The organism is Streptomyces sp. NPDC031340 (assembly GCF_055569945.1).
Genome location: NZ_JBVIIE010000031.1, coordinates 45,836 through 68,803, shown reverse-complemented (window position 1 = coordinate 68,803; position 22,968 = coordinate 45,836). Strand labels below are relative to the sequence as shown.

General features: G+C 72.3%; 20 protein-coding genes. 9 read left to right on the top strand and 11 right to left on the bottom strand.

Annotation, left to right across the window (positions count from 1 at the left end; genetic code table 11):
- Positions 1 to 71 precede the first annotated feature (71 nt).
- Positions 72 to 743 (bottom strand): endonuclease NucS, encoded by a 672-nt coding sequence (gene nucS / locus ACZ5GT_RS23960; RefSeq protein ID WP_398280484.1) that lies wholly within the window; start codon positions 741 to 743, stop codon positions 72 to 74.
- Between the two features lie 344 nt (positions 744 to 1,087).
- Between nucS and ACZ5GT_RS23955 the strand changes: the two genes are divergently transcribed.
- A complete protein-coding gene (locus tag ACZ5GT_RS23955; protein WP_111006621.1) occupies positions 1,088 to 1,480 on the top strand; it encodes an SCO5389 family protein in 393 nt (130 codons plus the stop codon).
- 87 nt (positions 1,481 to 1,567) lie between these two features.
- Here ACZ5GT_RS23955 and ACZ5GT_RS23950 read toward each other — a convergent pair whose 3' ends face one another.
- A complete protein-coding gene (locus tag ACZ5GT_RS23950; RefSeq protein WP_469029394.1) occupies positions 1,568 to 2,596 on the bottom strand; it encodes an LLM class flavin-dependent oxidoreductase in 1,029 nt (342 codons plus the stop codon).
- Between the two features lie 222 nt (positions 2,597 to 2,818).
- On the opposite strand from ACZ5GT_RS23950, the gene ACZ5GT_RS23945 reads away from it, so the two are divergent.
- Positions 2,819 to 3,148: an ATP/GTP-binding protein gene (locus tag ACZ5GT_RS23945; RefSeq protein ID WP_469029392.1), complete on the top strand. Its 330-nt coding sequence runs from the start codon at positions 2,819 to 2,821 to the stop codon at positions 3,146 to 3,148.
- Positions 3,149 to 3,202: 54 nt separating this feature from the next.
- Here ACZ5GT_RS23945 and ACZ5GT_RS23940 read toward each other — a convergent pair whose 3' ends face one another.
- The 7 genes from ACZ5GT_RS23940 to mce all read right to left on the bottom strand — a co-directional run bounded on the left by ACZ5GT_RS23940 (position 3,203) and on the right by mce (position 13,206).
- On the bottom strand, positions 3,203 to 4,081 hold the full coding sequence (locus ACZ5GT_RS23940) for an ABC transporter permease (protein ID WP_469029389.1): 879 nt from the start codon (positions 4,079 to 4,081) through the stop codon (positions 3,203 to 3,205).
- Positions 4,078 to 5,421: an ABC transporter ATP-binding protein gene (locus ACZ5GT_RS23935; protein ID WP_469029386.1), complete on the bottom strand. Its 1,344-nt coding sequence runs from the start codon at positions 5,419 to 5,421 to the stop codon at positions 4,078 to 4,080. The genes ACZ5GT_RS23940 and ACZ5GT_RS23935 overlap by 4 nt, the downstream gene beginning before the upstream one ends.
- A 132-nt stretch (positions 5,422 to 5,553) precedes the next feature.
- A complete protein-coding gene (locus ACZ5GT_RS23930; RefSeq protein WP_469029382.1) occupies positions 5,554 to 6,324 on the bottom strand; it encodes an ABC transporter permease in 771 nt (256 codons plus the stop codon).
- Positions 6,325 to 6,326: 2 nt separating this feature from the next.
- The gene (locus tag ACZ5GT_RS23925; protein ID WP_469029378.1) at positions 6,327 to 7,307 is read right to left on the bottom strand and encodes an ABC transporter ATP-binding protein; all 981 of its coding nucleotides are present in this window, start codon (positions 7,305 to 7,307) and stop codon (positions 6,327 to 6,329) included.
- A gap of 164 nt (positions 7,308 to 7,471) precedes the next feature.
- Positions 7,472 to 8,410, bottom strand: a complete 939-nt coding sequence (locus tag ACZ5GT_RS23920; protein ID WP_360753541.1) for a coiled-coil domain-containing protein — start codon at positions 8,408 to 8,410, stop codon at positions 7,472 to 7,474.
- Between the two features lie 264 nt (positions 8,411 to 8,674).
- Positions 8,675 to 12,556: a polarized growth protein Scy gene (scy, locus tag ACZ5GT_RS23915; RefSeq protein WP_469029376.1), complete on the bottom strand. Its 3,882-nt coding sequence runs from the start codon at positions 12,554 to 12,556 to the stop codon at positions 8,675 to 8,677.
- Positions 12,557 to 12,765: 209 nt separating this feature from the next.
- The gene (gene mce, locus ACZ5GT_RS23910) at positions 12,766 to 13,206 is read right to left on the bottom strand and encodes a methylmalonyl-CoA epimerase (RefSeq protein WP_360753545.1); all 441 of its coding nucleotides are present in this window, start codon (positions 13,204 to 13,206) and stop codon (positions 12,766 to 12,768) included.
- Positions 13,207 to 13,355: 149 nt separating this feature from the next.
- Between mce and ACZ5GT_RS23905 the strand changes: the two genes are divergently transcribed.
- A complete protein-coding gene (locus ACZ5GT_RS23905) occupies positions 13,356 to 14,555 on the top strand; it encodes an acetyl-CoA C-acetyltransferase (RefSeq protein ID WP_469029373.1) in 1,200 nt (399 codons plus the stop codon).
- A 46-nt stretch (positions 14,556 to 14,601) separates the two neighbouring features.
- The gene (gene meaB / locus ACZ5GT_RS23900) at positions 14,602 to 15,558 is read left to right on the top strand and encodes a methylmalonyl Co-A mutase-associated GTPase MeaB (RefSeq protein WP_469029499.1); all 957 of its coding nucleotides are present in this window, start codon (positions 14,602 to 14,604) and stop codon (positions 15,556 to 15,558) included.
- A 373-nt stretch (positions 15,559 to 15,931) separates the two neighbouring features.
- Here meaB and ACZ5GT_RS23895 read toward each other — a convergent pair whose 3' ends face one another.
- Positions 15,932 to 17,194 (bottom strand): NAD(P)/FAD-dependent oxidoreductase, encoded by a 1,263-nt coding sequence (locus ACZ5GT_RS23895; RefSeq protein WP_469029369.1) that lies wholly within the window; start codon positions 17,192 to 17,194, stop codon positions 15,932 to 15,934.
- 198 nt (positions 17,195 to 17,392) lie between these two features.
- On the opposite strand from ACZ5GT_RS23895, the gene ACZ5GT_RS23890 reads away from it, so the two are divergent.
- From ACZ5GT_RS23890 to ACZ5GT_RS23880, 3 genes are all read left to right on the top strand, one after another.
- On the top strand, positions 17,393 to 18,973 hold the full coding sequence (locus ACZ5GT_RS23890) for an acyl-CoA mutase large subunit family protein (RefSeq protein ID WP_469029365.1): 1,581 nt from the start codon (positions 17,393 to 17,395) through the stop codon (positions 18,971 to 18,973).
- 13 nt (positions 18,974 to 18,986) lie between these two features.
- Positions 18,987 to 19,382: a cobalamin B12-binding domain-containing protein gene (locus tag ACZ5GT_RS23885; protein ID WP_469029361.1), complete on the top strand. Its 396-nt coding sequence runs from the start codon at positions 18,987 to 18,989 to the stop codon at positions 19,380 to 19,382.
- A gap of 118 nt (positions 19,383 to 19,500) precedes the next feature.
- Positions 19,501 to 20,136, top strand: coding sequence for a ScbR family autoregulator-binding transcription factor (locus tag ACZ5GT_RS23880; protein WP_469029355.1), 636 nt, complete (start codon positions 19,501 to 19,503; stop codon positions 20,134 to 20,136).
- A 21-nt stretch (positions 20,137 to 20,157) separates the two neighbouring features.
- On the opposite strand, the gene ACZ5GT_RS23875 is transcribed toward ACZ5GT_RS23880, so the two are convergent.
- Entirely contained in the window at positions 20,158 to 20,802 is a 645-nt protein-coding gene (locus ACZ5GT_RS23875) for a ScbR family autoregulator-binding transcription factor (RefSeq protein ID WP_469029351.1), read from the bottom strand.
- A 202-nt stretch (positions 20,803 to 21,004) separates the two neighbouring features.
- On the opposite strand from ACZ5GT_RS23875, the gene ACZ5GT_RS23870 reads away from it, so the two are divergent.
- Both ACZ5GT_RS23870 and ACZ5GT_RS23865 read left to right on the top strand, forming a co-directional pair.
- On the top strand, positions 21,005 to 21,946 hold the full coding sequence (locus ACZ5GT_RS23870; protein WP_469029348.1) for a ScbA/BarX family gamma-butyrolactone biosynthesis protein: 942 nt from the start codon (positions 21,005 to 21,007) through the stop codon (positions 21,944 to 21,946).
- Positions 21,936 to 22,916, top strand: a complete 981-nt coding sequence (locus ACZ5GT_RS23865; protein WP_469029346.1) for an NAD-dependent epimerase/dehydratase family protein — start codon at positions 21,936 to 21,938, stop codon at positions 22,914 to 22,916. The genes ACZ5GT_RS23870 and ACZ5GT_RS23865 overlap by 11 nt, the downstream gene beginning before the upstream one ends.
- Positions 22,917 to 22,968 lie beyond the last annotated feature (52 nt).

The window sequence follows — 22,968 nt, the reverse complement described above, 5'->3', positions numbered from 1 at the left end:
ACAGAGGAGGGGCCGAGGTCCGTGCGCACACGGACCCGGCCCCTCCTCTGTCACCGTGGGGCGAGCCCCCGTCAGAACAGCCGCAGCTTGTCGTCCTCGATGCCGCGCAGGGCGTCGTAGTCCAGCACCTGGCAGCCGATCCCGCGGTCGGTCGCCAGCACGCGGGCCTGCGGCTTGATCTCCTGGGCCGCGAAGATGCCGCGCACCGGGGCGAGATGGGGATCCCGGTTCAGCAGCTCCAGGTAGCGGGTGAGCTGCTCCACGCCGTCGATCTCGCCGCGCCGCTTGATCTCGACCGCGACGGTCTGCCCGTCGGCGTCCCGGCACAGGATGTCGACCGGCCCGATGGCCGTCATGTACTCGCGGCGGATGAGGGTGTAGCCGTCGCCGAGCGTCTCTATGCGATCGGCGAGCAGTTCCTGGAGGTGTGCTTCCACGCCGTCCTTGATCAGGCCGGGATCCACGCCGAGCTCGTGCGAGGAATCATGGAGGATCTCCTCCATCGTGATGATCAGTTTTTCGCCCGCCTTGTTGATCACGGTCCAGACGCCGTCGTCCTCGCCCGTGCCCTCCTTCAGAGTGCACGGCGGGGACATCCAGTTCAGGGGTTTGTAGGCGCGGTCGTCCGCGTGGATGGAGACGCTGCCGTCCGCCTTCACCAGGATCAGGCGGGGTGCCGAGGGGAGGTGGGCGGTGAGCCGGCCCGCGTAGTCGACGGAGCATCGGGCAATGACGAGACGCATGGTCGGCAACGCTACTCGACGCGTGGCGGTGCGCGCGATTTCCCCCTGCCTGTCTTCCCGCGCAACCCGCCGCGGGCTTCCCCCGCCGGCCGCCCCGGGCTTCCCCCGCCGACCGTGACGGGGCCCGCCGGCCGCCCTGGTTGTCCCGTAATTGAGCTGTTCGATTATGGCCGATTGTGTGCCCAACGGAGCCCGGCTATGTACGCGTTCTCCTGGTGCGGTCACCGTCCGTTGCCTACGGTAGTGAACGGGAGGTCGCGAGACGTGTACGCAGCGTGTTGACAGCGCGAGCTCCCTTACCTGTCCGGCAACCCCTGCTCTTCGGGGGTGCGAGAGGAGAACCCATGTCGCTCGACGTCTCACCGGCCCTACTCGAACAGGCCGAGCGAGGCGAGGTCGACGAAGCCGCCTTCGTCGACTGCGTCCGGACCTCCCTGCCCTACGCGTGGGAGATGATCAGCTCCCTGGTGGCCCAGCTGAAGGTCGACGGCGGACAGTTCGCCGACAACCAGACGCCCCCGCCGGACGAGCAGGCGCGCGGTCAGCTGCTGCGTGCGCTCGCGAGTGACGCGATACGCGGCGCGCTGCAGCGGCACTTCGGTGTGCGGCTGGCCTTCCAGAACTGCCACCGGGTCGCGGTGTTCCCGCTGGACGCCTCGGTGGACGAGACGCTGGCCCGCTTCACCTCGGTGCGCAATCAGCTGCTCAACCAGTCCCCGGAGCTCCGGGACTGCTGACCGGCAGCACGCCGTCGGCTTGCCGCTCCGTACGCGGGAGGTGCTATTCAGTGCCGGGGCGGCAAGCTCCGTGGCGGACGGTCCGCTTCAGCCGAGCTGGGGAACCACCTCGGCGCCGAGCCGCCGCACGTTCTCCTCGGTGGCCGCCAGGTCCCCCGAGCCTTCGACGAGCAGCGCGAAGCGGGAGATGCCGGTCCGCTCGCTGGTGGCGGCGAGCCGGTCGGCGCACAGCCGCGGGGTGCCCACCGGGTGCAGCCCGCAGAGCAGTTCGGTGTACGCCACCGGGTCCCGCATCCGGCGGGCGCGGCCGTCCACCGTCACATGGGCCTCCAGCCCCTGCCTGAGCCATCCCGGCATCGCCTTCGTCAGCGTCTCCACCGCGTCCGTACGCCGGTCGGCGATCTGGCAGACGCCCGCCGAGACGTGCCCGGCGCCGTGCACCGCCTCCGCCGAGTGCCCGGCGGCGCACGCCTGTTGCCGCCACAGGGCGATCATCTCGGCCTTCTCCTCGTCCCCGACGTGCATGCCGAGCAGCATCGGCAGTCCGCGCCGGGCGGCCAGCCGCACGCTCGACGGCGAGGTGCACGCGACGACGACCTCGGGTCCCGGAGCGTCCGTCAGGGACTCCGACGGCCGTGGCACCACGGGCACTTCACGGAAGCGGTAGCGCTCCCCGGCGGCGGCGACCGACGGTTCGCGCAGCCAGCGCATCAGCAGATCGAGTGATTCCGGGAACCCTTCCTCGTACGCCGCGAGACCCGAGCCGAACACCTCGAGGTCGACCCACGGGCCGCCGCGCCCCACGCCGAGCGAGAACCGCCCGCCGGAGGTGAGGTGCAGCAGCGCGGCCTGTTCGCCGAGGGCCACCGGGTGGGCGGCCGGCAGCACGCTGACCGCCGTGCCCACCCGGATACGGCTGGTGCGGCCGAGCAGCAGCGCGGCCAGGGTGATCGCGGACGGGCAGGTGCCGTACGGGACGAAGTGGTGCTCGGCCAGCCAGACCGAGTCCAGCCCCGCCTCCTCCGCGACCTCGGCCGAGCGGACCGCGCGGTGCAGCGCCTCCCCCTGGCCCTGCCCCGGGAACTGGGCCGCCAACACGAAACTTCCGACGCGCATGTGCTTTTCCTGCTTCCTTGGCTCCGACGCGGAGCTCCCCCACCCGGCATAACCGTGTGACACGTGACGAGGACACGGCCTGGCGAGGAGATTTGCGGATTGTCTGCAGAAATCGGCGACCGCGGCGGGGGACTTGCGGGGACCGGTGCCCTCCGCGTACCCCTGTCCGCCCCGCGTACGCTGGACACGAGCCCTGTTTCCCGCAGCCCGGTGAGGTGTTCTGTGTCCCCGCGTCGCAACCGACCCAAGGGAACCGGCTCGTCCGGCCCCAGTGCCGAGGACGACCGGTCCCGCTACGGCGGCTGGCAGTCCAGCGAGCGCTGGCAGGGCGAGGACTGGAGCGTGCGCCATGTAGCGGGCGCGAGCGCGCAGGGCAAGACGTACCGCTGCCCCGGCTGCGACCAGATGATCCCCTCCGGCGTCCCGCACGTGGTGGCCTGGCCGGAGCACGCGGGCGTCGACGACCGGCGGCACTGGCACAAGGCGTGCTGGAACGCGAAGGACCGCCGCACCACCCGGGTGCAGCGGTCCCGCAACGCGCCTCGCTTCTAGCGCCCCTGGGTCAGTCCCAGGCTCTTTCCTGCCTCGGCTGCCTCGGGTACGTCCTCACACGTCCCGCTGCTGCAGAAGCGCCACCGCGCCGCCGTACGCGACGGCGGTCACGCCGAGGGCGATCCACAGCGGATCCCAGCCGGACGGTCCGGAGCCGCTGAGGGAGGTCGAGTAGAAGACGCTCATCTGGCTCGGGATCGAGTACTCGAACAGCGCCTGGCGCAGGCCCTCCAGACTCTGCGAGAACATGAACAGGGCGATCACCAGCGGCGCCAGCACCAGGCCGATCATGATGGTGATCGCGCCGGCCGAGTGCCGGATGATCGAGCCGACGACGAGCGACAGCAGCCCGAGCAGGGCGATGTAGAGCGAGATGCCGAGGGTGGCCTTGAGCCACTCCGCCTGGCTCGGCTCCCGGGCGCCCTCCAGCAGCGCGACGTCCGCCAGGGCGACCAGCAGCACCGACACGAACGTGACGGTGAACGCCACCGCGAAGAACACGATCGACTTCGCCGCCAGCACCCGCGTCCGCGACGGGCACGCGGTCATCGTCGTCCGGATCATGCCCGTGCCGTACTCCGAGGCCGTGGTGAGCACGCCGAGCGTCATGATGCACATGCTGCCCAGCAGCAGCCCGAAGACGCCGAACGACAGCGGGTTCTCACCGGCCAGTTCACCCCCCGAGGCGTTGGCGGACACCAGCGCCGCGGTCAACAGCCCGATGCCGACGACGAGCAGCACGAACACGCCCAGCGTCCACATCGTCGAACGCACGGACCGGATCTTCGTCCACTCCGAGGCGACCGCGTGCCCGAGATGCGCGCGCACGACCGGGATCGGCGAGGTGTAGCCGGGGTACGGCGAACCGGGCGCGGGCGCCGCCTGCCAGTGTGGAGCGGCGGCCTGCGGCATCGGGGGCTGGGGCGTGCTCATCGGGCGTCCTCGGGCTCGGGCTCGGGCTTGGTCAGGTCGGCGGCGGGGCCGGCAGGGGCGGCGTCGGCCGCGGCGGCGGGAGCGGCGGGCGGCTCCGGCGTCTGGGCCGCGGGGGCCGCAGGAGCTGCGGGGACCGGCTGTGCGGCCTGCGCGGGCGGCTGGGCGGGGGCCTGCGGGCTCTGCTGCGCCGGCTGCGCGTACGGGTTCGGTTGGCCCGGGCCCGGCGCTCCGGGAGCGCCGTACGGCCCGGAGGCCGGCTGCCCGGCGCCGTAAGGGCCCGGCGCGCCCTGCGGCGCGGCGAACGGCTGCCCGCCCTGCTGGGGCGGCGGCGGGGCGTACCAGCCGGGCTGGCCCTGACCGGGCACCGGCACCGGCGGCTGCACGCCCGGCGGCAGGGGCTGCATCAGCCCCTCGCGCTGATCGGCCGTCGAGCGGTAGTCGACGGCGCCCTGCGTCATCCGCATGTACGCCTCCTCCAGCGAGGCCTGATGCGGCGACAGCTCCCACAGGCGGACGTCGGTGTCGTGCGCGATGTCGCTGATGCGGGGCAGCGGCAGCCCCGTCACGCGCAGCGCGCCGTCCTGCTCGGGCAGCACGTGCCCGCCCGCCTCGGTGAGCGCGGACGTCAGCTTCTCGCGCAGTTGGGGCTCGGTGTCGGGGGTGCGCACCCGGGCGAAACCGGCGGAGTTCGCGGCGATGAAGTCCTGCACGCCCATGTCGGCGAGCAGTTGCCCGCGGCCGATGACGATGAGGTGGTCGGCGGTCAGCGCCATCTCGCTCATCAGGTGGGAGGAGACGAAGACCGTACGGCCCTCCGCCGCGAGCGCCTTCATCAGGTTGCGCACCCAGAGGATGCCCTCGGGGTCGAGGCCGTTGACCGGCTCGTCGAACAGCAGCACCTGGGGGTCGCCGAGCAGGGCGGCGGCGATGCCGAGCCGCTGGCCCATGCCGAGGGAGAAGCCCTTGGACCGTCTCCTGGCCACGTCCTGGAGGCCGACCACGCCCAGCACCTCGTCGACCCGCCGGGCCGGGATGCCGGACAGCTGGGCCAGGCTCAGCAGGTGACTGCGCGCCGACCGGCCGCCGTGCACGGCCTTCGCGTCGAGCAGCGCGCCCACCTGGCGGGGGGCGTTGGGCAGCTTGCGGTACGGGTAGCCGCCGATCGTCACCCGCCCCGCGGTGGGGTTGTCCAGGCCCAGGATCATCCGCATCGTGGTCGACTTGCCGGAGCCGTTGGGCCCCAGGAAGCCGGTCACGGCACCGGGTCGCACCTGGAACGAGAGGTTGTACACAGCGGTCTTGTCGCCGTAGCGCTTGGTCAGGCCGACTGCCTCGATCATGCTCCGCACCCATCGAAAGGTTCAGGAAAGCGGGGCACATGCCCCCCGTAAGAGTTAGGAGGATATCGAGCCGCTGACGGTTCCGCCCAAGGGCGGGTAAAGTCACGCGTCCCGCGCTCACGCCTCCCGCTGTCACGCGTCCCGCTTTCTGAGCACCGCGTAACCGCCCGCCAGTGCCGCGGCCGTCCACAGCGCCATGATGGCGAGGCCGCCCCAGGGCCCGTAGGGGGTGTCGTCGGCGATCGGCGTGACCACCCGCATGATGCGGCTGCCGGCCTGGTCGGGCAGGTAGCGGCCGACCTTCTTCGTCGCGTCGACGTTCCCCAGGATGTTGGAGACCAGGAAGAAGAACGGCATCAGGATGCCCAGCGACAGCATCGGCGAGCGCAGCATCGCGGCGACGCCCATCGAGAAGACCGCGATGAGGGTCATGTAGAGGCCGCCGCCGACCACCGCGCGCAGCACGTGCGGGTCGTCGATCGACACCCGGCGCGAGCCGAGCATCGCCTGTCCGAGGAAGAAGGCGGCGAAGCTGGTGACCATGCCCACGACCAGCGCGAGGCCGGTGGCGACGGTCAGCTTGCCGAACAGGAAGGTGCCGCGCTGCGGCACGGCGGCCAGCGAGACGCGGATCATGCCGGTGCTGTACTCGTTGGAGACGACCAGCACCCCGAACACGATCATCGCGAGCTGTCCGAGGCTCATGCCGGCGAAGCTGACGTAGGTCGGGTCGAAGGAGAGCCGGTCCCGCTCGCTCATCGATTCGAACCCCTTGTCCGACAGGGCGGAGATCAGCATGCCGAGGGCGATCGTGACGACCACGGCCAGGGACAGCGTCCACACCGTGGACGCCACCGACCGGATCTTGGTCCACTCGGACCGGATGACCTGGGTCGCCGTCATGCTCAGCTCCTCCGCCAGTCGTCGCCCCGCCCCCAGGCCGCGGCCGGGGACGTCTCCGGCCGCGGCGCGGGGTCCGGACCGGTGCGCGCGTGGTACTCCACCGACTCCGCGGTCAGCCGCATGAACGCCTCCTCCAGGGAGGCCTGCCGGGGGCTCAGTTCGTGCAGCACGATCCGGTGCAGCGCCGCCAGCTCGCCGATCCGCTCGGCCTTGCCGCCGTCGATCTCCAGCGCCCCGCCCGCGGCCTCGACGGCGGTGATCCCGGCCTCGTGCAGCGCGTCGAGCAGTTGCTCGGGCTGCGGGGAGCGGACCCGGACGTAGGAGCGCGAGTTGCGGTCGATGAAGTCGGCCATGGAGGTGTCGGCGAGCAGCCGTCCCTGCCCGATGACGACGAGGTGGTCGGCGGTCAGCGCCATCTCGCTCATCAGGTGACTGGAGACGAACACCGTGCGGCCCTGCGCGGCCAGCGATTTCATCAGCGTGCGGATCCAGTGGATGCCCTCCGGGTCGAGGCCGTTGACCGGCTCGTCGAACATCAGGATCCGCGGGTCGCCGAGCAGCGCGCCCGCGATGCCCAGCCGCTGCCCCATGCCGAGCGAGAACCCCTTGGCCTTCTTCCGCGCGACCGCGGTGAGGCCGACGGTGTCCAGCACCTCGGCCACCCGCCGCCGGGGGATGCCGTTGCTCTGCGCGAGGCACAGCAGGTGGTTGAAGGCGCTGCGCCCGCCGTGCACGGCCTTGGCGTCGAGCAGGGCGCCGATGTACTTCAGCGGGTCCTTGAGCCGGTCGTAGTGCTTGCCGTCGATGCGCACGTCCCCGGCGGTGGGCCGGTCCAGGCCGAGCATCATCCGCATGGTCGTCGACTTGCCCGCGCCGTTGGGCCCGAGGAACCCGGTGACGAGCCCCGGTCTGACGGTGAAGGTGAGGCCGTCGACCGCCACCGTCTCGCCGTACCGCTTCGTCAGGCGCTCGAGCTCGATCATGCGGCCACGCTAAGACCGCCCTCGCGGGCCTGCCACCCGAGCCGTTCCGCCACCCGAGCCGTTCCGCCCGAGCCGTTCCGCCACCCGAGCCGTTCTCACGACCTGCCGCACGACGAGGCCCGCACCCCCGGAGCGGGGATGCGGGCCTGCGATGCCGTCAGGTGTTACCGGGACTGCTGCGCCGGAACCCCGCGGGAGATCGGCTCGTCGTCCGTGGCCGGCGTGCCGGCGGCGGCCACCGCGGCGCCCGTGAGCGTCGCGAGCATCTCGCGGACGTTCGTCAGCTGGGCGTTGATGCTGTCGCGGCGGTTGGTGAGGGCGGCCAGCTCGCGCTCGGATTCCGAACGGATCCGGTCGGCCTTGGCGTTGGCGTCGGCCACGATGTCCTCGGCCTGGCGCTGGGCGGTCTCCACCGTCTGGCGGGCGCGGCGCTCGGCGTCCGTGCGCAGCTTCTCCGCCTCCAGGCGCAGCTGCTCGGCACGGTGCTCGATCTCGGCGAGGCGCTTCTCCGCCTTCTGCTGACGCGACGCCAGGTCGCGCTCGGACTGCTCGCGGCGCTTGGCGAGGTTCGTCTCGAAGTCGGCGGCGGCCTGCGCGGCCTTGGCACGGGTCTCCTCGAAGAGGGCGTCGGCCTCCTCGCGCTTGGACTGCGCGTCCTTCTGGGCCTCGGCGCGCAGCTGCGACGCGTCACTCTTGGCCTTCTCGACGATCCGGACGCCCTCGTCCTCGGCCTTGGCCTTGCGCTCCGCCGCGAAGGACTCCGCGTCGTTGCGGACCTGCTGGGCCGCGGACTCCGCGAGCTCGCGGTGCTGCTCGGCCGCCCGCCGGGCCTCCTCGCGCAGATCCTTGGCCTCTTCCTCGGCGAGGCGGAGGATCTTCTCCACACGCGCGCCGAGACCGGCGTACGACGGTTCGGCGTCGCTTACCTGGGCCTGCGCGTTCTGCGTCTCGAGGTGGAGCTCCTCGATGCGCTTTTCCAGAGCGGTGATGCGGGCGAGAGCGCTGTCACGGTCGGAGACGAGCTTGGAGATTCGTTCGTCCACCTGAGCGCGGTCGTACCCACGCCGCACAAGCTCGAAGCCGTAGGGGGAAGTGTCGCTCATGGGGTTCCTGTCGAATGAGACCGGTGAGGTGATAGGGGGAATCCTAGGGGCCGTAGCGGCGTGTCATCGAGCGGATGCGCGTTTGATCTGGAAAATGACACCCCTTTTGAGTGGCTAACCGCCGGACCGCTTGCGGGAGACCGGGCCAAATGCCGCAGAACATACCGCAATGGACCGGCTTCCCTCGCCACCCGACGCCTCGCACTGTCACACCCGATCGCCCGACACCCGGCCGCCCGAGCCGCCTCGGCCGCCCGAGCCGCCTCAGCCGTCCGACCCCTTGCCGCCCGAACGGGGGGCGCCCACGACGGCGCCCGCCTTGACCCCGCTGTCCTTGCCGGCCGACGGGGCCTCGAAGGACTCCAGGGCCTCCAGGACGTCCTGGACCCGCGAGATCTCGGCGTTGATGTCCTCGCGACGGCGCACCAGGACCTCCAGCTCGCGCTTGCCCTCCTCGACCGTGCGCCGGGCCTCGCGGATCGCCTCGGCCTTGAGCTCCTCGGCCTCCTTGATGAGGCTGGCCTTCTTCAGCTCGGCCTCCTTCAGCAGCCCCTCGGCCTTCTTGACGGCGGCGATACGGACCTTGCCCGCCTCGGAGTTGGCCTCCGAGACCAGCTCCTTGGCCTTCGCCTGCGCCTTGGCCAGCTGCTCCTCGGCGGCCTTGATGAGCGCGTCGCAGCGGTCGCCCGTCGACTTCATCGTCTCGGCGGCCTCGCGCCGGGCCCGCTCGTGCAGTTCCTCGATCTCGCCGGTGAGGCGGTCGCGCAGCTCCTCCGCCCGCTCCCTGATCGCCGTCGCGTCCCGGCGGGCGCCGACGAGCAGTTCGTCCGCGTCCGCCCGGGCCCGCTCGACCAGCGTGTTGCCCTCGACCGTCGCCTCCGACATCAGCCGGTCGGCCTCCTTGCGGGCCGCGCCCACCATGGTGTCGGCCTGCGCCTCGGCGTCCGCGGTGGTCTTGTGCGCCTGCGTCTGCGCCTCGGTGAGCAGCTTGTCGGCCTCGGCCGCGGTCTCCGAGATGAGCGTGTCGACCTGCTCGGCCGCCTCCGAGCGCCGCTTGTTGGCCTCCTTGCGGGCCTCGTCCAGCGTCCGCTCGGCCTCCTCGCGCGCGGCCGCGGTGACCCGCTCGGCCTCCGCCAGCGCCTGCGCCTTGACCCGCCGGGAGTCCTCGCGGATCCGCTCGGCGTGCGCCTGCGCCGCCCCGACCGTCTCCGCGGCCCCGGCACGCAGCCGCTCCGCGTCGCCGGTGGCGTCCGCGATCAGCTTGTCCGCCTTCGCGACCGCCTCGGCCTGCACCCGCTCCGCCTCGGCGGACGTCTCCGACCGCAGCCGGTCGGTCTCCGTGATCGTCTCGGTGGTGAGCCGCTCGGCCTCGTTGCGGGCCTCGGTGATCAGGGTGTCGGCCTGCGTCGCCGCGTCCGACCGGATGCGGTTGGCGTCCTCCCGGGCGTCCGCCCGGGTGCGGGCGGCCGCCTGGTCGGCCTCGGCGATCTTGTCCGAAGCCTCGGTGCGCGCCCGCTGGGCGTGTTCGGAGGCGTCCGACCGCAGCCGCTCCGCCTCCGCGATCGCGTCCGACACCGTGCGCTCGGCCAGCGCCTTGGCGGCCTCGCTCGCCTCGCTCGCCTCGCGCCGGACGCGGTTGGCGTCCTCGGTGGCCCGCTCCCGCTCGGCGTAGGCGTCGCCGCGGACCCGGTCCGCCTCCTCCTGCGCCTCGCGCCGGGTGCGGTCCGCCGCGTGCTCGGCGGCGCTGCGCAGCCCGGAGATCTCCTCCTGGGCCTGCTCGTGCAGCCCCGCCACGGAGTCGCGTACCTGCTGGGCGTGGAGTTCGGCCGCCGACACCATCTCGGTGGCGCGCCGGTCGGCCTCCTCGACCAGGCGCACGGCCTCCGCCTGCGCGTCCTCGACGCGCTTGCGCGCCGACGCCAGCAGCTCCTCGCTCTGCTCGCGGGCCCGCTCACGCTCCTGGCCGGCCTCCTGGCGGGCGGCGCCGAGCAGTTCCTCGGCCTCGCGGCGGCGCCGGGCGGCCTCCTCCTGGGCGGCGGCCAGCGTCTCGGACGCCTCCGCGCCGAGCCGCTCGGCGGCGGCCTGCGCCTCCGCGCGGACCCGGTCGGCGCTGTCCTGCGCCTCGGACTTCAGCCGCTCGGCCTCGGCCGCGGCCTCCGAACGCAGGCGTACGGCGACGGCCTCGCCCTCGGCCCGGAACGCGGCCGCGTCGGACGCGGCCTCGGTGCGCAGCCGCTCGGCCTCCGCCTCGGCCTGCTGCCGCAGCGTGCGGATCCGCTCGGCGGCCTCGGTGCGCAGCCGTTCGGCCTCCTCGGCGGCCTCCCGCCGGATACGGGTGGCCTCCTCGCGGGCGTCGGCCAGCGACTGCTCGGCGGCGGCGAGGCGGTCCTCGGCCTCCGCGTGCAGCCGCGCCAGCTCCTCGGCGGCCTCCGTGCGCCGCGCCTGGACGGTCCGCTCGGTCTCCTCGCGCAGTTCGCGGGCGGCCCGCTCGGCGTCGGCCCGGATGCCCTCGGCCTGCTCGGCGACCTCCTCGCGGTGCCGCTCGGCCTCCTGACGGGTGCGCTGGAGGGTCTCCTCGGCCTGCCGGCGCAGCGTCGTCGCGCGCTCGATGGCCTCGGTGCGGACCTTCTCGCTGTCGGCCGTCGCGGTCTGCCGCAGCTCGTCCGCGTCCGCCTTGGCCTTGGCCAGCAGCTCCTCGGCGGTCTTGGCCGCCTCCTCGATCTGCTGGACGGCCTCCTTGCGGGCCTCCGCGCGGATCTTCTCGCCCTCGGCGACCGCGTCGGCGCGCAGCTGCTCGGCCTCGCCGCGCAGCCGGCGGGCCTCCTCCTGCAGCTCGACCGTCTTGGCGCGGTACTCCTTGGTGTCGTCCTTCGCCGCGCCCTTGAGCTGCTCGGCGATGTCGTGCGCCTCGGCCCGCAGCCGGTCCGCCTCGGCCTCCGCCTCCCGGCGGATCCGCTCGGCCTCCTCGGCGGCGGCCTTGGTGGTGTCACGGGCTTCCGCCTGCGCCTTGTTGAGGACGTCCTCGGCGGTCTTGGCGGCCTTGGACAGCGCGGTCGCGCTCTCCTCGGCGGTGATCGTCCGGGCCTTCTCGGCGGCCTCGGCGAGGAGCTTCTCCGCCGCCGCGCGCGCGTCGGCGACGACCTGCTCGGCCTCCGCCCTGGTGGACTCGGCCTCCTTGGTGGCCTCCTGGACCAGCCGGGCGACCTGCTCCTTCGCGGTGCGGGTGCGGGTCTCGTTCGCCGCCTCGGCACTCGTCAGGGTCTTGGCGGCGGCCTCCTTCGCCTCGGCGACCGTCTTCTCGGCCTCGGCCTGCGCCTTGCGCAGCGCCTCCTCGGCCTGGCTCATGCGCTGCTCGGCGGCCCGGCTCAGCTCCTGGGCCTGGCGGCGGGCGGCGTCCGACTCCGAGACCGTGGAACTGCGCAGCTGCTCGGCGTGGTCGGTGGCCTCCTGGGCCTGGGCGGAGGCGGCGTTCAGCAGCCGCTCGGCGTCCGCGCGCGCCCGGCGCAGGATCTGCTCGGCCTCCGCGCGGGCCGCCTCGGCGTCGTTCTGCAGCCGCTGCCGGGCCTCGCTGGTCAGCCGCTCGGCCTCGGCGCGGGCAGCCGCCATGGCCTGCTCGGCCTCGGCACGCGACTCGTCCAGCAGGCGGCGCGCCTGCGACTCGGTGCGGGCGCGCAACTGCTCCGCCCACGCCACGTTCTCGTTGACGTGCGACTCGACGGTCTGCCGGCGCTCGGCCAGCTCCTGGTCGAGCTGCTGGCGCCGGGTGACGGCCTCCTGGTGCAGCTCCGCCTGCAGCCTGGCGGCCTGCTCGGCGTGCTCCTGCAGGATGCGCTGGGTCTGCGCCCGGGCCTGGCTCAGCTCGCGCTCGGCCTCCATGCGCAGCTGGTCCGCCTGCACCTGGGCGTTGCGCAGCAACTGCTCCGCCTGATACCCGAGGTCGCCGCCGTCGAAGGCGGGCCGGGACATGATGGTGCGCCGCGCCTCGTGCAGCTTGGCGCGCAGCACCTCGACCTGGTAGCCGAGGTCCTCGGCGTGCTGGATCGCCTTTTCCCGCTCGGTCTTCAGCCGTTTCATCTCGGCTTCGAACCGAGTGAGGTGGTCGACGTCAGCCGCCGGCTCTCGCTCCTGGCTCTCGTAGCCCCGCACTGCGCGGTCCCATCCGTCCCCTGGTCGCAGGTTTTTCCAAACGAGCTCCGTCCATCCGCCGGACGGGGCCCCCGGGGAATGGTGTCAGATCGACGGCGGAGCAGGGGCTGTTGCCCCGACGCTCGCCCCCCGAAACCCGGACCCCGGCATGCGGCCGCCCTCACGGAGCGGCGGCCGCCCCCAACCCTACCGGCCCATATGTACGAGGGTCAGTGCTCAGGTGACTCAACAGGCGCCGAAGTGACCAGTTCTGTGAGTACGCCGTGGCAATCCTTGGGGTGCAGGAAGGTGATCCGTGACCCCATGGAGCCGCGCCGGGGCTCTTCGTACAGGACGCGCACGCCCTTGTCCTTGATGTCGGCGGCGTCCGCGTCGACGTCCGCGGTGCCGAAGGCGATGTGGTGCACCCCCTCGCCGTTCTTGGCGAGCCACTTCGCGACGGTGGAGTCCTCCCTGGTCGGTTCCAGCAGCTGGAGGTAGGAGGCTCCGCCGTCGGAGGTGTCGTTGATCTTGAGCATGGCCTCGCGGACGCCCTGCTCCTCGTTGACCTCGGAGTGGAAGACCTCGAAGCCGTACGTGGCCCGGTAGAACTCGACGGTGGCGTCGAGGTCGTGGCAGGCGATCCCGATGTGGTCGATTCGCGTCAGCATGTTTTCAGTGCAGCGCGACTGGGATGGTTACGCAACGTGCGCGCGATCACACCGACGGCCCGATGACGTGACGGACCGCACCTCAGTACATTCGAAGTAAACCCTCGTTCACTCCTCGGCAGTGCAGCCGGTAAGGGGAATCACAGCTCATGTCTTCTGGAACGAACACCTCAGTGATCGTCGCGGGCGCCCGGACGCCCATGGGCCGGTTGCTGGGCTCGCTGAAGTCCTTCTCCGGAGCCGGCCTCGGCGGCTTCGCGATCAAGGCCGCCCTCGACCGTGCGGGGATCGGTGGCGACCAGGTGCAGTACGTGATCATGGGTCAGGTGCTGCAGGCCGGCGCGGGGCAGATCCCGGCGCGTCAGGCCGCGGTCAAGGCCGGCATCCCGATGAGCGTCCCGGCGCTCACCGTCAACAAGGTGTGCCTGTCCGGTCTGGACGCCATCGCGCTGGCCGACCAGCTGATCCGCGCGGGTGAGTTCGACATCGTGGTCGCGGGCGGCCAGGAGTCTATGACCAACGCCCCGCACCTGCTCCCGAAGTCCCGCGAGGGCTACAAGTACGGCGCCGTCCAGGTGCTGGACGCCATGGCCCACGACGGTCTGACCGACTCCTTCGAGGGCATCGCCATGGGCGAGTCCACGGAGAAGCACAACACGCGCCTCGGCATCAAGCGTCCCGAGCAGGACGAGATCGCCGCCCTGTCCCACCAGCGCGCCGCCGCCGCCCAGAAGAACGGCGTCTTCGAGGCCGAGATCACCCCGGTCGAGATCCCGCAGCGCAAGGGCGAGCCGGTCGTCTTCAGCCAGGACGAGGGCATCCGCGGCGACACCACGGTGGAGTCGCTGGGCAAGCTGCGCCCGGCGTTCACCAAGGACGGCACCATCACGGCCGGCACCTCCTCGCAGATCTCGGACGGCGCGGCGGCCGTGGTCGTGATGAGCAAGGCCAAGGCCCAGGAGCTCGGCCTGGAGTGGCTCGCGGAGATCGGCGCCCACGGCAACGTGGCGGGCCCGGACAACTCTTTGCAGTCGCAGCCGTCCAACGCCATCCTGCACGCCCTGAAGAAGGAGGGCCTGGGCGTCGAGGACCTCGACCTGATCGAGATCAACGAGGCCTTCGCGGCGGTCGCGGTCCAGTCAATGAAGGACCTCGGCGTGTCCACGGAAAAGGTGAACGTCAACGGCGGCGCCATCGCCCTCGGTCACCCGATCGGCATGTCCGGCGCCCGGCTCGTGCTGCACCTGGCCCTGGAGCTCAAGCGCCGGGGCGGCGGCGTCGGCGCGGCCGCGCTGTGCGGCGGCGGCGGTCAGGGCGACGCCCTGATCGTCCGGGTGCCCAAGGCCTGACCCTGTCCCAGTACGACGGTACGACTCTGAAGTGAACGGAGCTGTGATGCAGGACGTCTCCTCGCTGGTCGCCCAGGCCAGGGAAGGCCGGCCCCGGGCCGTGGCCCGGCTGATCTCCCTGGTGGAGGGGGCGTCCCCGCAGCTCAGGGAGGTCATGGCGGCCCTGGCCCCGCTGACCGGCAACGCCTACGTGGTCGGTCTCACCGGCTCGCCCGGTGTCGGCAAGTCGACCTCCACCTCCGCGCTGGTGACGGCGTACCGCAAGCAGGGCAAGCGGGTCGGCGTCCTGGCCGTCGACCCGTCCTCGCCGTTCTCCGGCGGCGCGCTGCTCGGCGACCGGGTGCGCATGTCGGAGCACGCCTCGGACCCCGGCGTCTACATCCGCTCGATGGCCACCCGCGGCCACCTGGGCGGCCTCGCCTGGGCCGCGCCGCAGGCGATCCGCGTGCTGGACGCGGCGGGCTGCGACGTGGTCCTGGTGGAGACGGTCGGCGTCGGCCAGTCGGAGGTCGAGATCGCCTCCCAGGCCGACACCTCCGTCGTCCTGCTGGCCCCCGGCATGGGCGACGGCATCCAGGCGGCGAAGGCGGGCATCCTCGAGATCGGCGACGTCTACGTCGTCAACAAGGCCGACCGGGACGGCGCGGACGCCACCGCCCGCGAGCTGAACCACATGCTGGGCCTCGGCGAGTCCCGCGGCCCCGGCGACTGGCGTCCGCCCATCGTCAAGACGGTCGCCGCCCGCGCCGAGGGCGTCGACGAGGTCGTCGAGGCCCTGGAGAAGCACCGGGCGTGGATGGAGGAGCGGGGCGTGCTGGCCGAGCGTCGGCGCGCCCGCGCCGCCCACGAGGTGGAGACGATCGCGGTGACGGCTTTGCGAGAGCGTATCGGCGATCTGCACGGCGACCGCCGGCTGAGCGCGCTCGCGGAGCGGATCACGGCGGGCGACCTCGACCCCTACCGGGCGGCCGACGAACTGGTGGCGGGCCTGACCCAGGCGTGACCGCGCCCGCCCGCCGGGGCACCGGCTTCCCCGCCGGTGCGCCGGCGGGCGCGTTCCGCCGCCCGGCGTAGCCCGCGCCCGGCCGCCGGGTCGGCGCGGCGCGTCGGTGCCCGTGCGGGCCCCGGCCGATGTCGGCGCGTGCCCGCGCCCCCTCGCCTCGCGCGGCCGTGCGGCCGGGTGTGTCGGGTGTGGGGGCGATGGGAGCTGGGGGCCGTCACCTTCCGGTCGTGCTCCGCCGGGTCGGCGCGGCGCGCTGGTGTCCTGTGCGGGTCCCCGGCCCGAGGGGGTCGGCGCGTGCCCGAGCCCGCCTCGCCTTGTGCGGCCGTGCGGCCGGGTGTGTCGTGGCGTGGGGGTGGTGGGAGCCGGGGACCGGTCAGGTTCCGGCCGTGCTCGCGGCGGGCTCCCGGAGTGCTGCTTTCAGCGGCACGTCCGGGTCCGCGACCAGCCGTGGTTCGACCGCCGTCCCGGCGGTGATCAGGCGGCGGCCCTGCGCCAGGTCACGGGGCCGGTCCACGGCGAGTACGGCCGTCAGGCGCTCCCCGCGCATCCAGCACACGCTCCAGCCGTCCCCGCTCCCCGCCCCGCCGGTTCCGGCGCCCCGCCCGAGCCCGTCGCCCGCCGCCCCGCGCCACACCACCGTGTCCCCGGGGGCGGCGTGCCCCGCGTACTGCACGACCCGGCCGAACTGCTCCGACCAGAAGTACGGCACCGGGTCGTACGCCGGCGCCCCGGCCCCCTGCGTGAGATGTGCCGCGACCGTCCTGGCCCCCTGCAGGGCGTTGTCCCAGTGGTGCACCAGCAGCCGCTGCCCGTAACGCGCCGACGGGAAGGACGCGCAGTCCCCGACCGCGTACACGTCCGGCACGGAGGCCCGCAGATACGCGTCGGCCGCCACCTCGCCGCGGGCGCCGAGGGCGATTCCCGAACCGGCGAGCCAGTCCGTCGCGGGCCGCGCGCCGACCCCGACCACGACCGCGTCCGCCCGCAGCCGGTCGCCGTCCGCCAGGCGCACCCCGCCCGGCTCCACCTCGGCGACGCGGGTGCCGGTGCGCAGTTCGGCGCCCGCCTCCGCGTACCAGGCCGCCATCGGCGCGGCCACCTCGGCGGGCAGAGCTCCGCCGAGCGGTGCTCCGGCCGCCTCGACCACCGTGACCCGGCATCCCGCCTCCCGGGCGGCCGTGGTGAGTTCGGCGCCGATCCAGCCGGCCCCGATGATCACCAGCTCGCCCCGCGCGTCCAGCACGGCGCGCAGCCGCTCGGCGTCGTCGAGGGTGCGCAGGACGTGCGCCGGCGCGCCCGGCAGCCGTACCGGGTCGGCGCCGGTCGCGATCACGAGCGTCTCGTACCCCAGGTCGCCCCGGGAGGTGATCAGGCGCCGTTCGCCCGGCACCACGGCCGTTGCCGTGCGCCCCGGATCGAGGCCGATGCCGAGGTCCTCGAAGTCGATGTCGAAGACCACGTCGCCGGGCCGGCCCTGGCCGCGCAGCACCGCCTTGGACAGCGGCGGCCTGTCGTACGGGCGGTGCGGCTCGCCCCCGACCAGGGTCACCGAACCGGTGTAGCCGCGTTCCCGCAGCGCGACCGCGGTGTGCACACCGGCCGCTCCCGCGCCCACGATGACGACTCCCACTGACATCGACCTCCCTGTATCCGCGGTGCCTGGGCCCCCATCGTGGGGGACCGGCGGCGGGCCGGTCGCGGTCGCGAGCCGTAGTCAAGGGGGCGATAGGGGATGGTCCGGCGTCCGGCTCTCCCTAGCATCCGAAGCGTCCGGCAGCAGTGGCGAACCCGCGCGACGGGCGTGGACACCGACACAGAAGGGCGGAAAGAACCCATGGCACGTGATTCCGAGTCCGGGTTGCCCATCGAACCGGTCTACGGGCCCGACGCGTTGCGGGGCTGGGATCCCGCGGCGCAGCTCGGGGAGCCGGGGGCCTACCCCTTCACCCGCGGTGTCTATCCGACGATGTACACGGGCCGTCCGTGGACGATGCGCCAGTACGCGGGTTTCGGCACGGCGGTGGAGTCCAACGCCCGCTACCGGCAGCTGATCGCCAACGGGACGACCGGGCTGTCGGTCGCGTTCGACCTGCCCACCCAGATGGGCCACGACTCGGACGCGCCGATCGCGTCCGGCGAGGTCGGCAAGGTCGGCGTGGCCATCGACTCGATCGACGACATGCGGGTGCTGTTCGGCGGGATTCCGCTGGACAAGGTCTCGACGTCGATGACGATCAACGCGCCGGCGGCGGTGCTGCTGCTCCTGTACCAGCTGGTGGCGGAGGAGCAGGGGGTGAGCGCCGACCAGCTCACCGGCACGATCCAGAACGACGTGCTGAAGGAGTACATCGCGCGCGGCACGTACATCTTCCCGCCGAAGCCCTCCCTGCGGTTGATGGCGGACATCTTCAAGTACTGCACGGCCGAGATCCCGAAGTGGAACACGATCTCGATCTCCGGCTACCACATGGCGGAGGCGGGCGCCTCGCCCGTCCAGGAGATCGCGTTCACCCTCGCCGACGGCATCGAGTACGTCCGCACGGCGGTCGCCGCGGGCATGGACGTCGACGACTTCGCGCCCCGCCTGTCGTTCTTCTTCGTGGCCCGCACGACGATCCTGGAGGAGGTCGCGAAGTTCCGTGCCGCGCGCCGGATCTGGGCGCGGGTGATGCGGGACGAGTTCGGTGCGAAGAACCCCAAGTCGCTGATGCTGCGCTTCCACACGCAGACCGCGGGGGTGCAGCTCACCGCCCAGCAGCCGGAGGTGAACCTGGTCCGCGTCGCGGTGCAGGGTCTGGCGGCGGTGCTGGGCGGCACGCAGTCGCTGCACACCAACTCCTTCGACGAGGCGATCGCGCTGCCGACGGACAAGTCCGCGCGCCTGGCGCTGCGCACGCAGCAGGTCCTCGCCTACGAGACGGACGTGACGGCGACCGTCGACCCCTTCGCCGGGTCGTACGTCATCGAGAAGATGACCGACGACGTCGAGGCGGCGGCGCTGGAGCTGATGAAGAAGGTCGAGGACCTCGGCGGCGCGGTGACGGCCATCGAGCACGGCTTCCAGAAGAACGAGATCGAGCGCAGCGCCTACCGCATCGCCCAGGAGACGGACAGCGGCGAGCGGGTGGTCGTCGGGGTCAACCGGTTCCAGCTGGACGAGGAGGAGCCGTACGAGCCGCTGCGCGTCGACCCCGCCATCGAACGTCAACAGGCGGAACGCCTCTGCAAGTTGCGTGCCTGGCGTGAGCAGTCCCAGGTCGACGCCGCGCTGGCGCAGCTCAAGAAGGCCGCCGCGGGTGACGACAACGTGCTGTACCCGATGAAGGAGGCGCTGTGCGCCCGCGCCACCGTCGGCGAGGTGTGCAACGCCCTGCGCGAGGTGTGGGGCGTGTACGTGCCGGTCGACGCCCTGTGAGGAGGGGAAGAACGTGAGCCGTATCCGTCTCGTCGTGGCCAAGCCCGGTCTCGACGGCCATGACCGGGGTGCCAAAGTCGTCGCCCGGGCGCTGCGTGACACCGGAGTCGAAGTCGTCTACACCGGACTGCACCAGACGCCCCGTCAGATCGTGGACACCGCCCTCCAGGAGGACGCCGACGGCATCGGGCTGTCCGTGCTGTCGGGGGCGCATATGACGCTCTTCGCCGAGGTCATGCGCCTGCTGCGGGAGGAGGGCGCGGCGGACATCACGGTGTTCGGCGGCGGGATCATCCCCGAGGCGGACATCCCCGAACTGCTCGGCCTGGGTGTCGCGGCCGTCTTCACGCCGGGCACCCCGACCCGGGAGATCACCGACTGGGTCCACGAACGTCTGAGCGCGGCCTGACCGGACAGCCCCGAGCATGAAAAAAGCCGGGCGACCGGATAACAAATACCAATCGCCCGGTTTTACAATGCTCGCGGGGAGGACCAGCAGGCAGGCACAGGCAATGGAGTGACTTGGGATGGCCAAACAGGAGCGCGCCCGGCGCACCCTTCAGCGCATCGTCTCGGCGGCGGCGGACCGGTTCGAGAAAAACGGCTACAACGGCACCACCCTCGACGACATCAGCCGGGAGGCGGGGGTGTCGAAGGGGGCGCTCTACTTCCACTTCGGGTCGAAGCAGGAGGTCGCCGACGCCGTCACCGAGCACTCGTACGGCCTGCTGGAGGATCTGCTCGACATCGATCCGGACCCGGGCGGCTCCGCCCTGCAGCAGCTCATCGATCTCACGCACGGGCTCAGCCGGCTGCTCCACGGCGAGCCCACGCTGCGCGCCGCCCTGCGCTTCCACCGCGAACGCACACAGCTGGGAGAGGAGTTCGACCACTACGCGCTGTGGCTGGCGGGCGTCGAGCGGCAGCTCGCGCGCGCGGCCGAACGACGGGAACTGCGCGGCGACCTGCCCGGCCAGGCGGGCCGGGTGCTCGCCATGGTCACGCTGTTCTCGGTCGAGTCGCTCGCCGCGCGCCGCGTGCCGGACAGGGACGCGGCGCAGCAGATCACGGATCTGTGGAACGTCCTGCTCGGGGCGTTCGTCCCCTTCCCGGCGGCCGGCGGCTTCCGCACCGGGGTGCCGGAGCCCTGCCCGGCGCGTTGACGGGGGCTCCGGGGCCAGGCTCTACCCCGCGGCGCCCAAGAGCTGTTCGGCGACCTGGGCGCTGCCTTCCGGGTGGAAGCGGGCCAGCCTGCGCGGCGGCACGATGCCGGGCAGCAGCACCTCCCACATCAGGGTCGTCCGCTCGGACAAGTCCTTGCGCCCGCACAGCACTTGGGAGCTGAGCTGGATCCCGGTCCAGGAGCCGACGATCATCGCGGCCACCCGCTCGCAGTCGACGTCGGCCTTGACGTCCCCGCGCTGCTGAGCCTCGGCCAGACACTTGCGGAAGATCTCTATCCACTTCGTGTACGGCTCGCTGACGATGCTGGTCTTGGAGCTCTGGTCGGTCACGAGCCGGATCCCGGCCCGCACCCGGACGTTCTCCACCAGCACGCGCGCCATGTGGTGGAGGATGTCGATGGCCGACTGCAGACCGGGGTTGTCGAGGTTCTCCATGGGGGCCAGTGCGGAGAACTGCTCGTCGATCAGGTGCTGTGCCAGCTCCTCCTTCGAGGAGAAGTGGAAGTAGAGGGCGCCCTTCGTCACCCCGGACTCCTTGACGATGTCGCCGAGAGTGGTGCCGTGGAACCCCTCAGCGTCGAAGACGCGTGCCGCGCCCTCCAGGATGGCGGCCCGGGTGACCTCCGCGCGTTCCTGCCTGGCCATGCGTCCAACCCCTTCGCTCAGTGACCGGAGCTGTCGTCGCGGCGTCCTCCTTCTGGCAGGTCGCGACCCGCTCTCGCCATCAGTTTGCCCGTCCCCCTCACAAAAAACCAACTAACTGGTACTGTTTCTCGCGACGCTTCACCCGCCCCCAGTACGTCTTTCTTGGCGTTTGTCCTGCTCAGACATCCCTCAGGAGGCACTGATGAGCGTTCCCTCTTTTCTCGAACAGCGCGAAACCTCGTCGTTAGACGACTCCGAGCTCTTCCTCCAGTCCGTCCCCCGCGCCGTCGTGCACCGCGCCGCGGTCTCCGAGGTTCTGGTGACCGGGATTCGCCAGGCGAGCGACGATCACTTCCGGGTGGGGGTGCAGTGGCCCCGCAGCCACTCCTACTACGGCCGGGTCGCCGGCCGCTGGCACGACCCGATGCTGCTGGGCGAATCGATTCGCCAGGCCCTGCTCGCCATATCCCACCTCGCCTACGAGGTGCCCTTCGGGCACCGGTTCCTCTCCAGCAGCCTCTCCTACAGCATGGAGTCGGACGGCGCCCTCATCGCCGAACGCCCCGCTGACATCCTGCTGGACGTCCGCTGCCGCAACGTCAGACGCCGTGGGCGCAACATCGCCGCGATGGACCTCGACGTGGACTGCCTCCGCGACGGGACAGGCGTCGGTTCCGGCACGATAGCCGCGCAGTGCGTCGCCGAGACCGCCTACCGGCGGCTGCGCGGGGAGCGGGCGCAGAACGTGCCCGGACTGCCCACGTCGGAGCCCGTCGCCCCGGAACACGTCGGCCGGACCTCGGCGTTCGACGTGGTCCTCGGCGTCACCAACATGGAGCGCGTGTGGACCCTGCGCTACGACCGCGACCACCCGGTGCTCTTCGACCACCCGGTCGACCACGTGCCCGGCATGGTCATCATGGAGGCGGCCCGGCAGGCCGCGCTCGCGGTGCTCGGGCGGCCCGACGGCCTCATCGTCGCCTGCGACTCCACCTACCGGAAGTACGTGGAGTTCGACAGCACGTGCCTGGTGACGGCGACACCGCAGCCGGCCCGCGAGGAGGGCGTCCGCACCGTCTCGGTCAGCTTCAACCAGGGCGGCGCCACGGTCGCCGGCTGCGAGGTGCGGATCCTTGCCGGCTGAATCTGCGAACGGGCGAGCGGTCCTGGTCGTGGGCGGCACCGGGTTCATCGGCAGCGCCGTGGTCCGGGGACTGCTGCGGCCCTCGGTCTCCGGACCACCGGTGGCGGACCTGCGCGTGCTGTCGCGCCGGCCACTGCCGGAATGGATGACGTCGGCGGGTGCGCGGAGGATTCCCGGCGACCTCATGGTTCCGGAGAGCCTGCGCGGCTGCGGCGAGGGGGTGGGCACGGTGCTCCACCTGGCCAGCTACGTCGGCCGGGACAAGGCCCTCGCCGAAGCGGTCAACGTGGAGGGGACCCGCGCCCTGGTGAAGTCGGCCCGGGTGGCCCGCGTGCTGTACGTCTCGACCGCCGCGGTGTACGGCCACGGACCGCACCGGGGGGTGCGCGAGGGCAGGCTGACGCCGGCCCCGGTGTCCCCCGCGAGTGCCTCGCGCCTGCTCGCCGAGGAGGCGGTGCGGGCGCACGGAGGGGTCGTGCTGCGGCCCAACCTGGTCTACGGGCCCGGCGACCGGTGGTACGTCCCCCTGTTCCTGCGGCTGCTGCGCAAGGTACCGGTGTGGTCCGAGGGCGGCAGGGCCCGCAGCTCCCTCATCGGCGTGCACGAACTGGCCGGGGTGGTCGGGGCGTTCGCGAGAAGCGGGTGGACCGACGCCGACCGCGGCGCCGCCTACCACGTCAACCATCCGCGTCCCGTCACGGTGCGCAGCGCGGCGACCCGGCTGTGCCGCGGGCTCGGTGTGCCGCTGCCCAGCACCGACCTGCCGCGCTCGGCGCACCGGGAGCTGTCGTCGCGCCTGCTGCCGGAGCTGACGCCGCATCAGTACGAGCTGCTGACCGACGACTACTACTACGACAGCGCACGGGTGTGGGAACGCACCGGCCTGACGCCCGGACCGGGCTTCGGGGCCGGTCTGGCGGCGAGCCTGGCCTGGTACCGGGAACACCTGGCACGGCTGCGCCTCGCCTGACGACCTGAGCCCGAGCCCGAGCCCGAGGGCGGGGCGGACCGATCCGGTCCGC

What these genes read in the sequence shown, in the direction of transcription:
- nucS (WP_398280484.1), bottom strand. Translation starts at nt 743, where the DNA reads ATGCGTCTCGTCATTGCCCGATGCTCCGTCGACTACGCGGGCCGGCTC.
- ACZ5GT_RS23955 (WP_111006621.1), top strand. Translation starts at nt 1,088, where the DNA reads ATGTCGCTCGACGTCTCACCGGCCCTACTCGAACAGGCCGAGCGAGGC.
- ACZ5GT_RS23950 (WP_469029394.1), bottom strand. Translation starts at nt 2,596, where the DNA reads ATGCGCGTCGGAAGTTTCGTGTTGGCGGCCCAGTTCCCGGGGCAGGGC.
- ACZ5GT_RS23940 (WP_469029389.1), bottom strand. Translation starts at nt 4,081, where the DNA reads ATGAGCACGCCCCAGCCCCCGATGCCGCAGGCCGCCGCTCCACACTGG.
- ACZ5GT_RS23935 (WP_469029386.1), bottom strand. Translation starts at nt 5,421, where the DNA reads ATGATCGAGGCAGTCGGCCTGACCAAGCGCTACGGCGACAAGACCGCT.
- ACZ5GT_RS23930 (WP_469029382.1), bottom strand. Translation starts at nt 6,324, where the DNA reads ATGACGGCGACCCAGGTCATCCGGTCCGAGTGGACCAAGATCCGGTCG.
- ACZ5GT_RS23925 (WP_469029378.1), bottom strand. Translation starts at nt 7,307, where the DNA reads ATGATCGAGCTCGAGCGCCTGACGAAGCGGTACGGCGAGACGGTGGCG.
- ACZ5GT_RS23920 (WP_360753541.1), bottom strand. Translation starts at nt 8,410, where the DNA reads ATGAGCGACACTTCCCCCTACGGCTTCGAGCTTGTGCGGCGTGGGTAC.
- mce (WP_360753545.1), bottom strand. Translation starts at nt 13,206, where the DNA reads ATGCTGACGCGAATCGACCACATCGGGATCGCCTGCCACGACCTCGAC.
- ACZ5GT_RS23905 (WP_469029373.1), top strand. Translation starts at nt 13,356, where the DNA reads ATGTCTTCTGGAACGAACACCTCAGTGATCGTCGCGGGCGCCCGGACG.
- meaB (WP_469029499.1), top strand. Translation starts at nt 14,602, where the DNA reads ATGCAGGACGTCTCCTCGCTGGTCGCCCAGGCCAGGGAAGGCCGGCCC.
- ACZ5GT_RS23895 (WP_469029369.1), bottom strand. Translation starts at nt 17,194, where the DNA reads ATGTCAGTGGGAGTCGTCATCGTGGGCGCGGGAGCGGCCGGTGTGCAC.
- ACZ5GT_RS23890 (WP_469029365.1), top strand. Translation starts at nt 17,393, where the DNA reads ATGGCACGTGATTCCGAGTCCGGGTTGCCCATCGAACCGGTCTACGGG.
- ACZ5GT_RS23880 (WP_469029355.1), top strand. Translation starts at nt 19,501, where the DNA reads ATGGCCAAACAGGAGCGCGCCCGGCGCACCCTTCAGCGCATCGTCTCG.
- ACZ5GT_RS23875 (WP_469029351.1), bottom strand. Translation starts at nt 20,802, where the DNA reads ATGGCCAGGCAGGAACGCGCGGAGGTCACCCGGGCCGCCATCCTGGAG.
- ACZ5GT_RS23870 (WP_469029348.1), top strand. Translation starts at nt 21,005, where the DNA reads ATGAGCGTTCCCTCTTTTCTCGAACAGCGCGAAACCTCGTCGTTAGAC.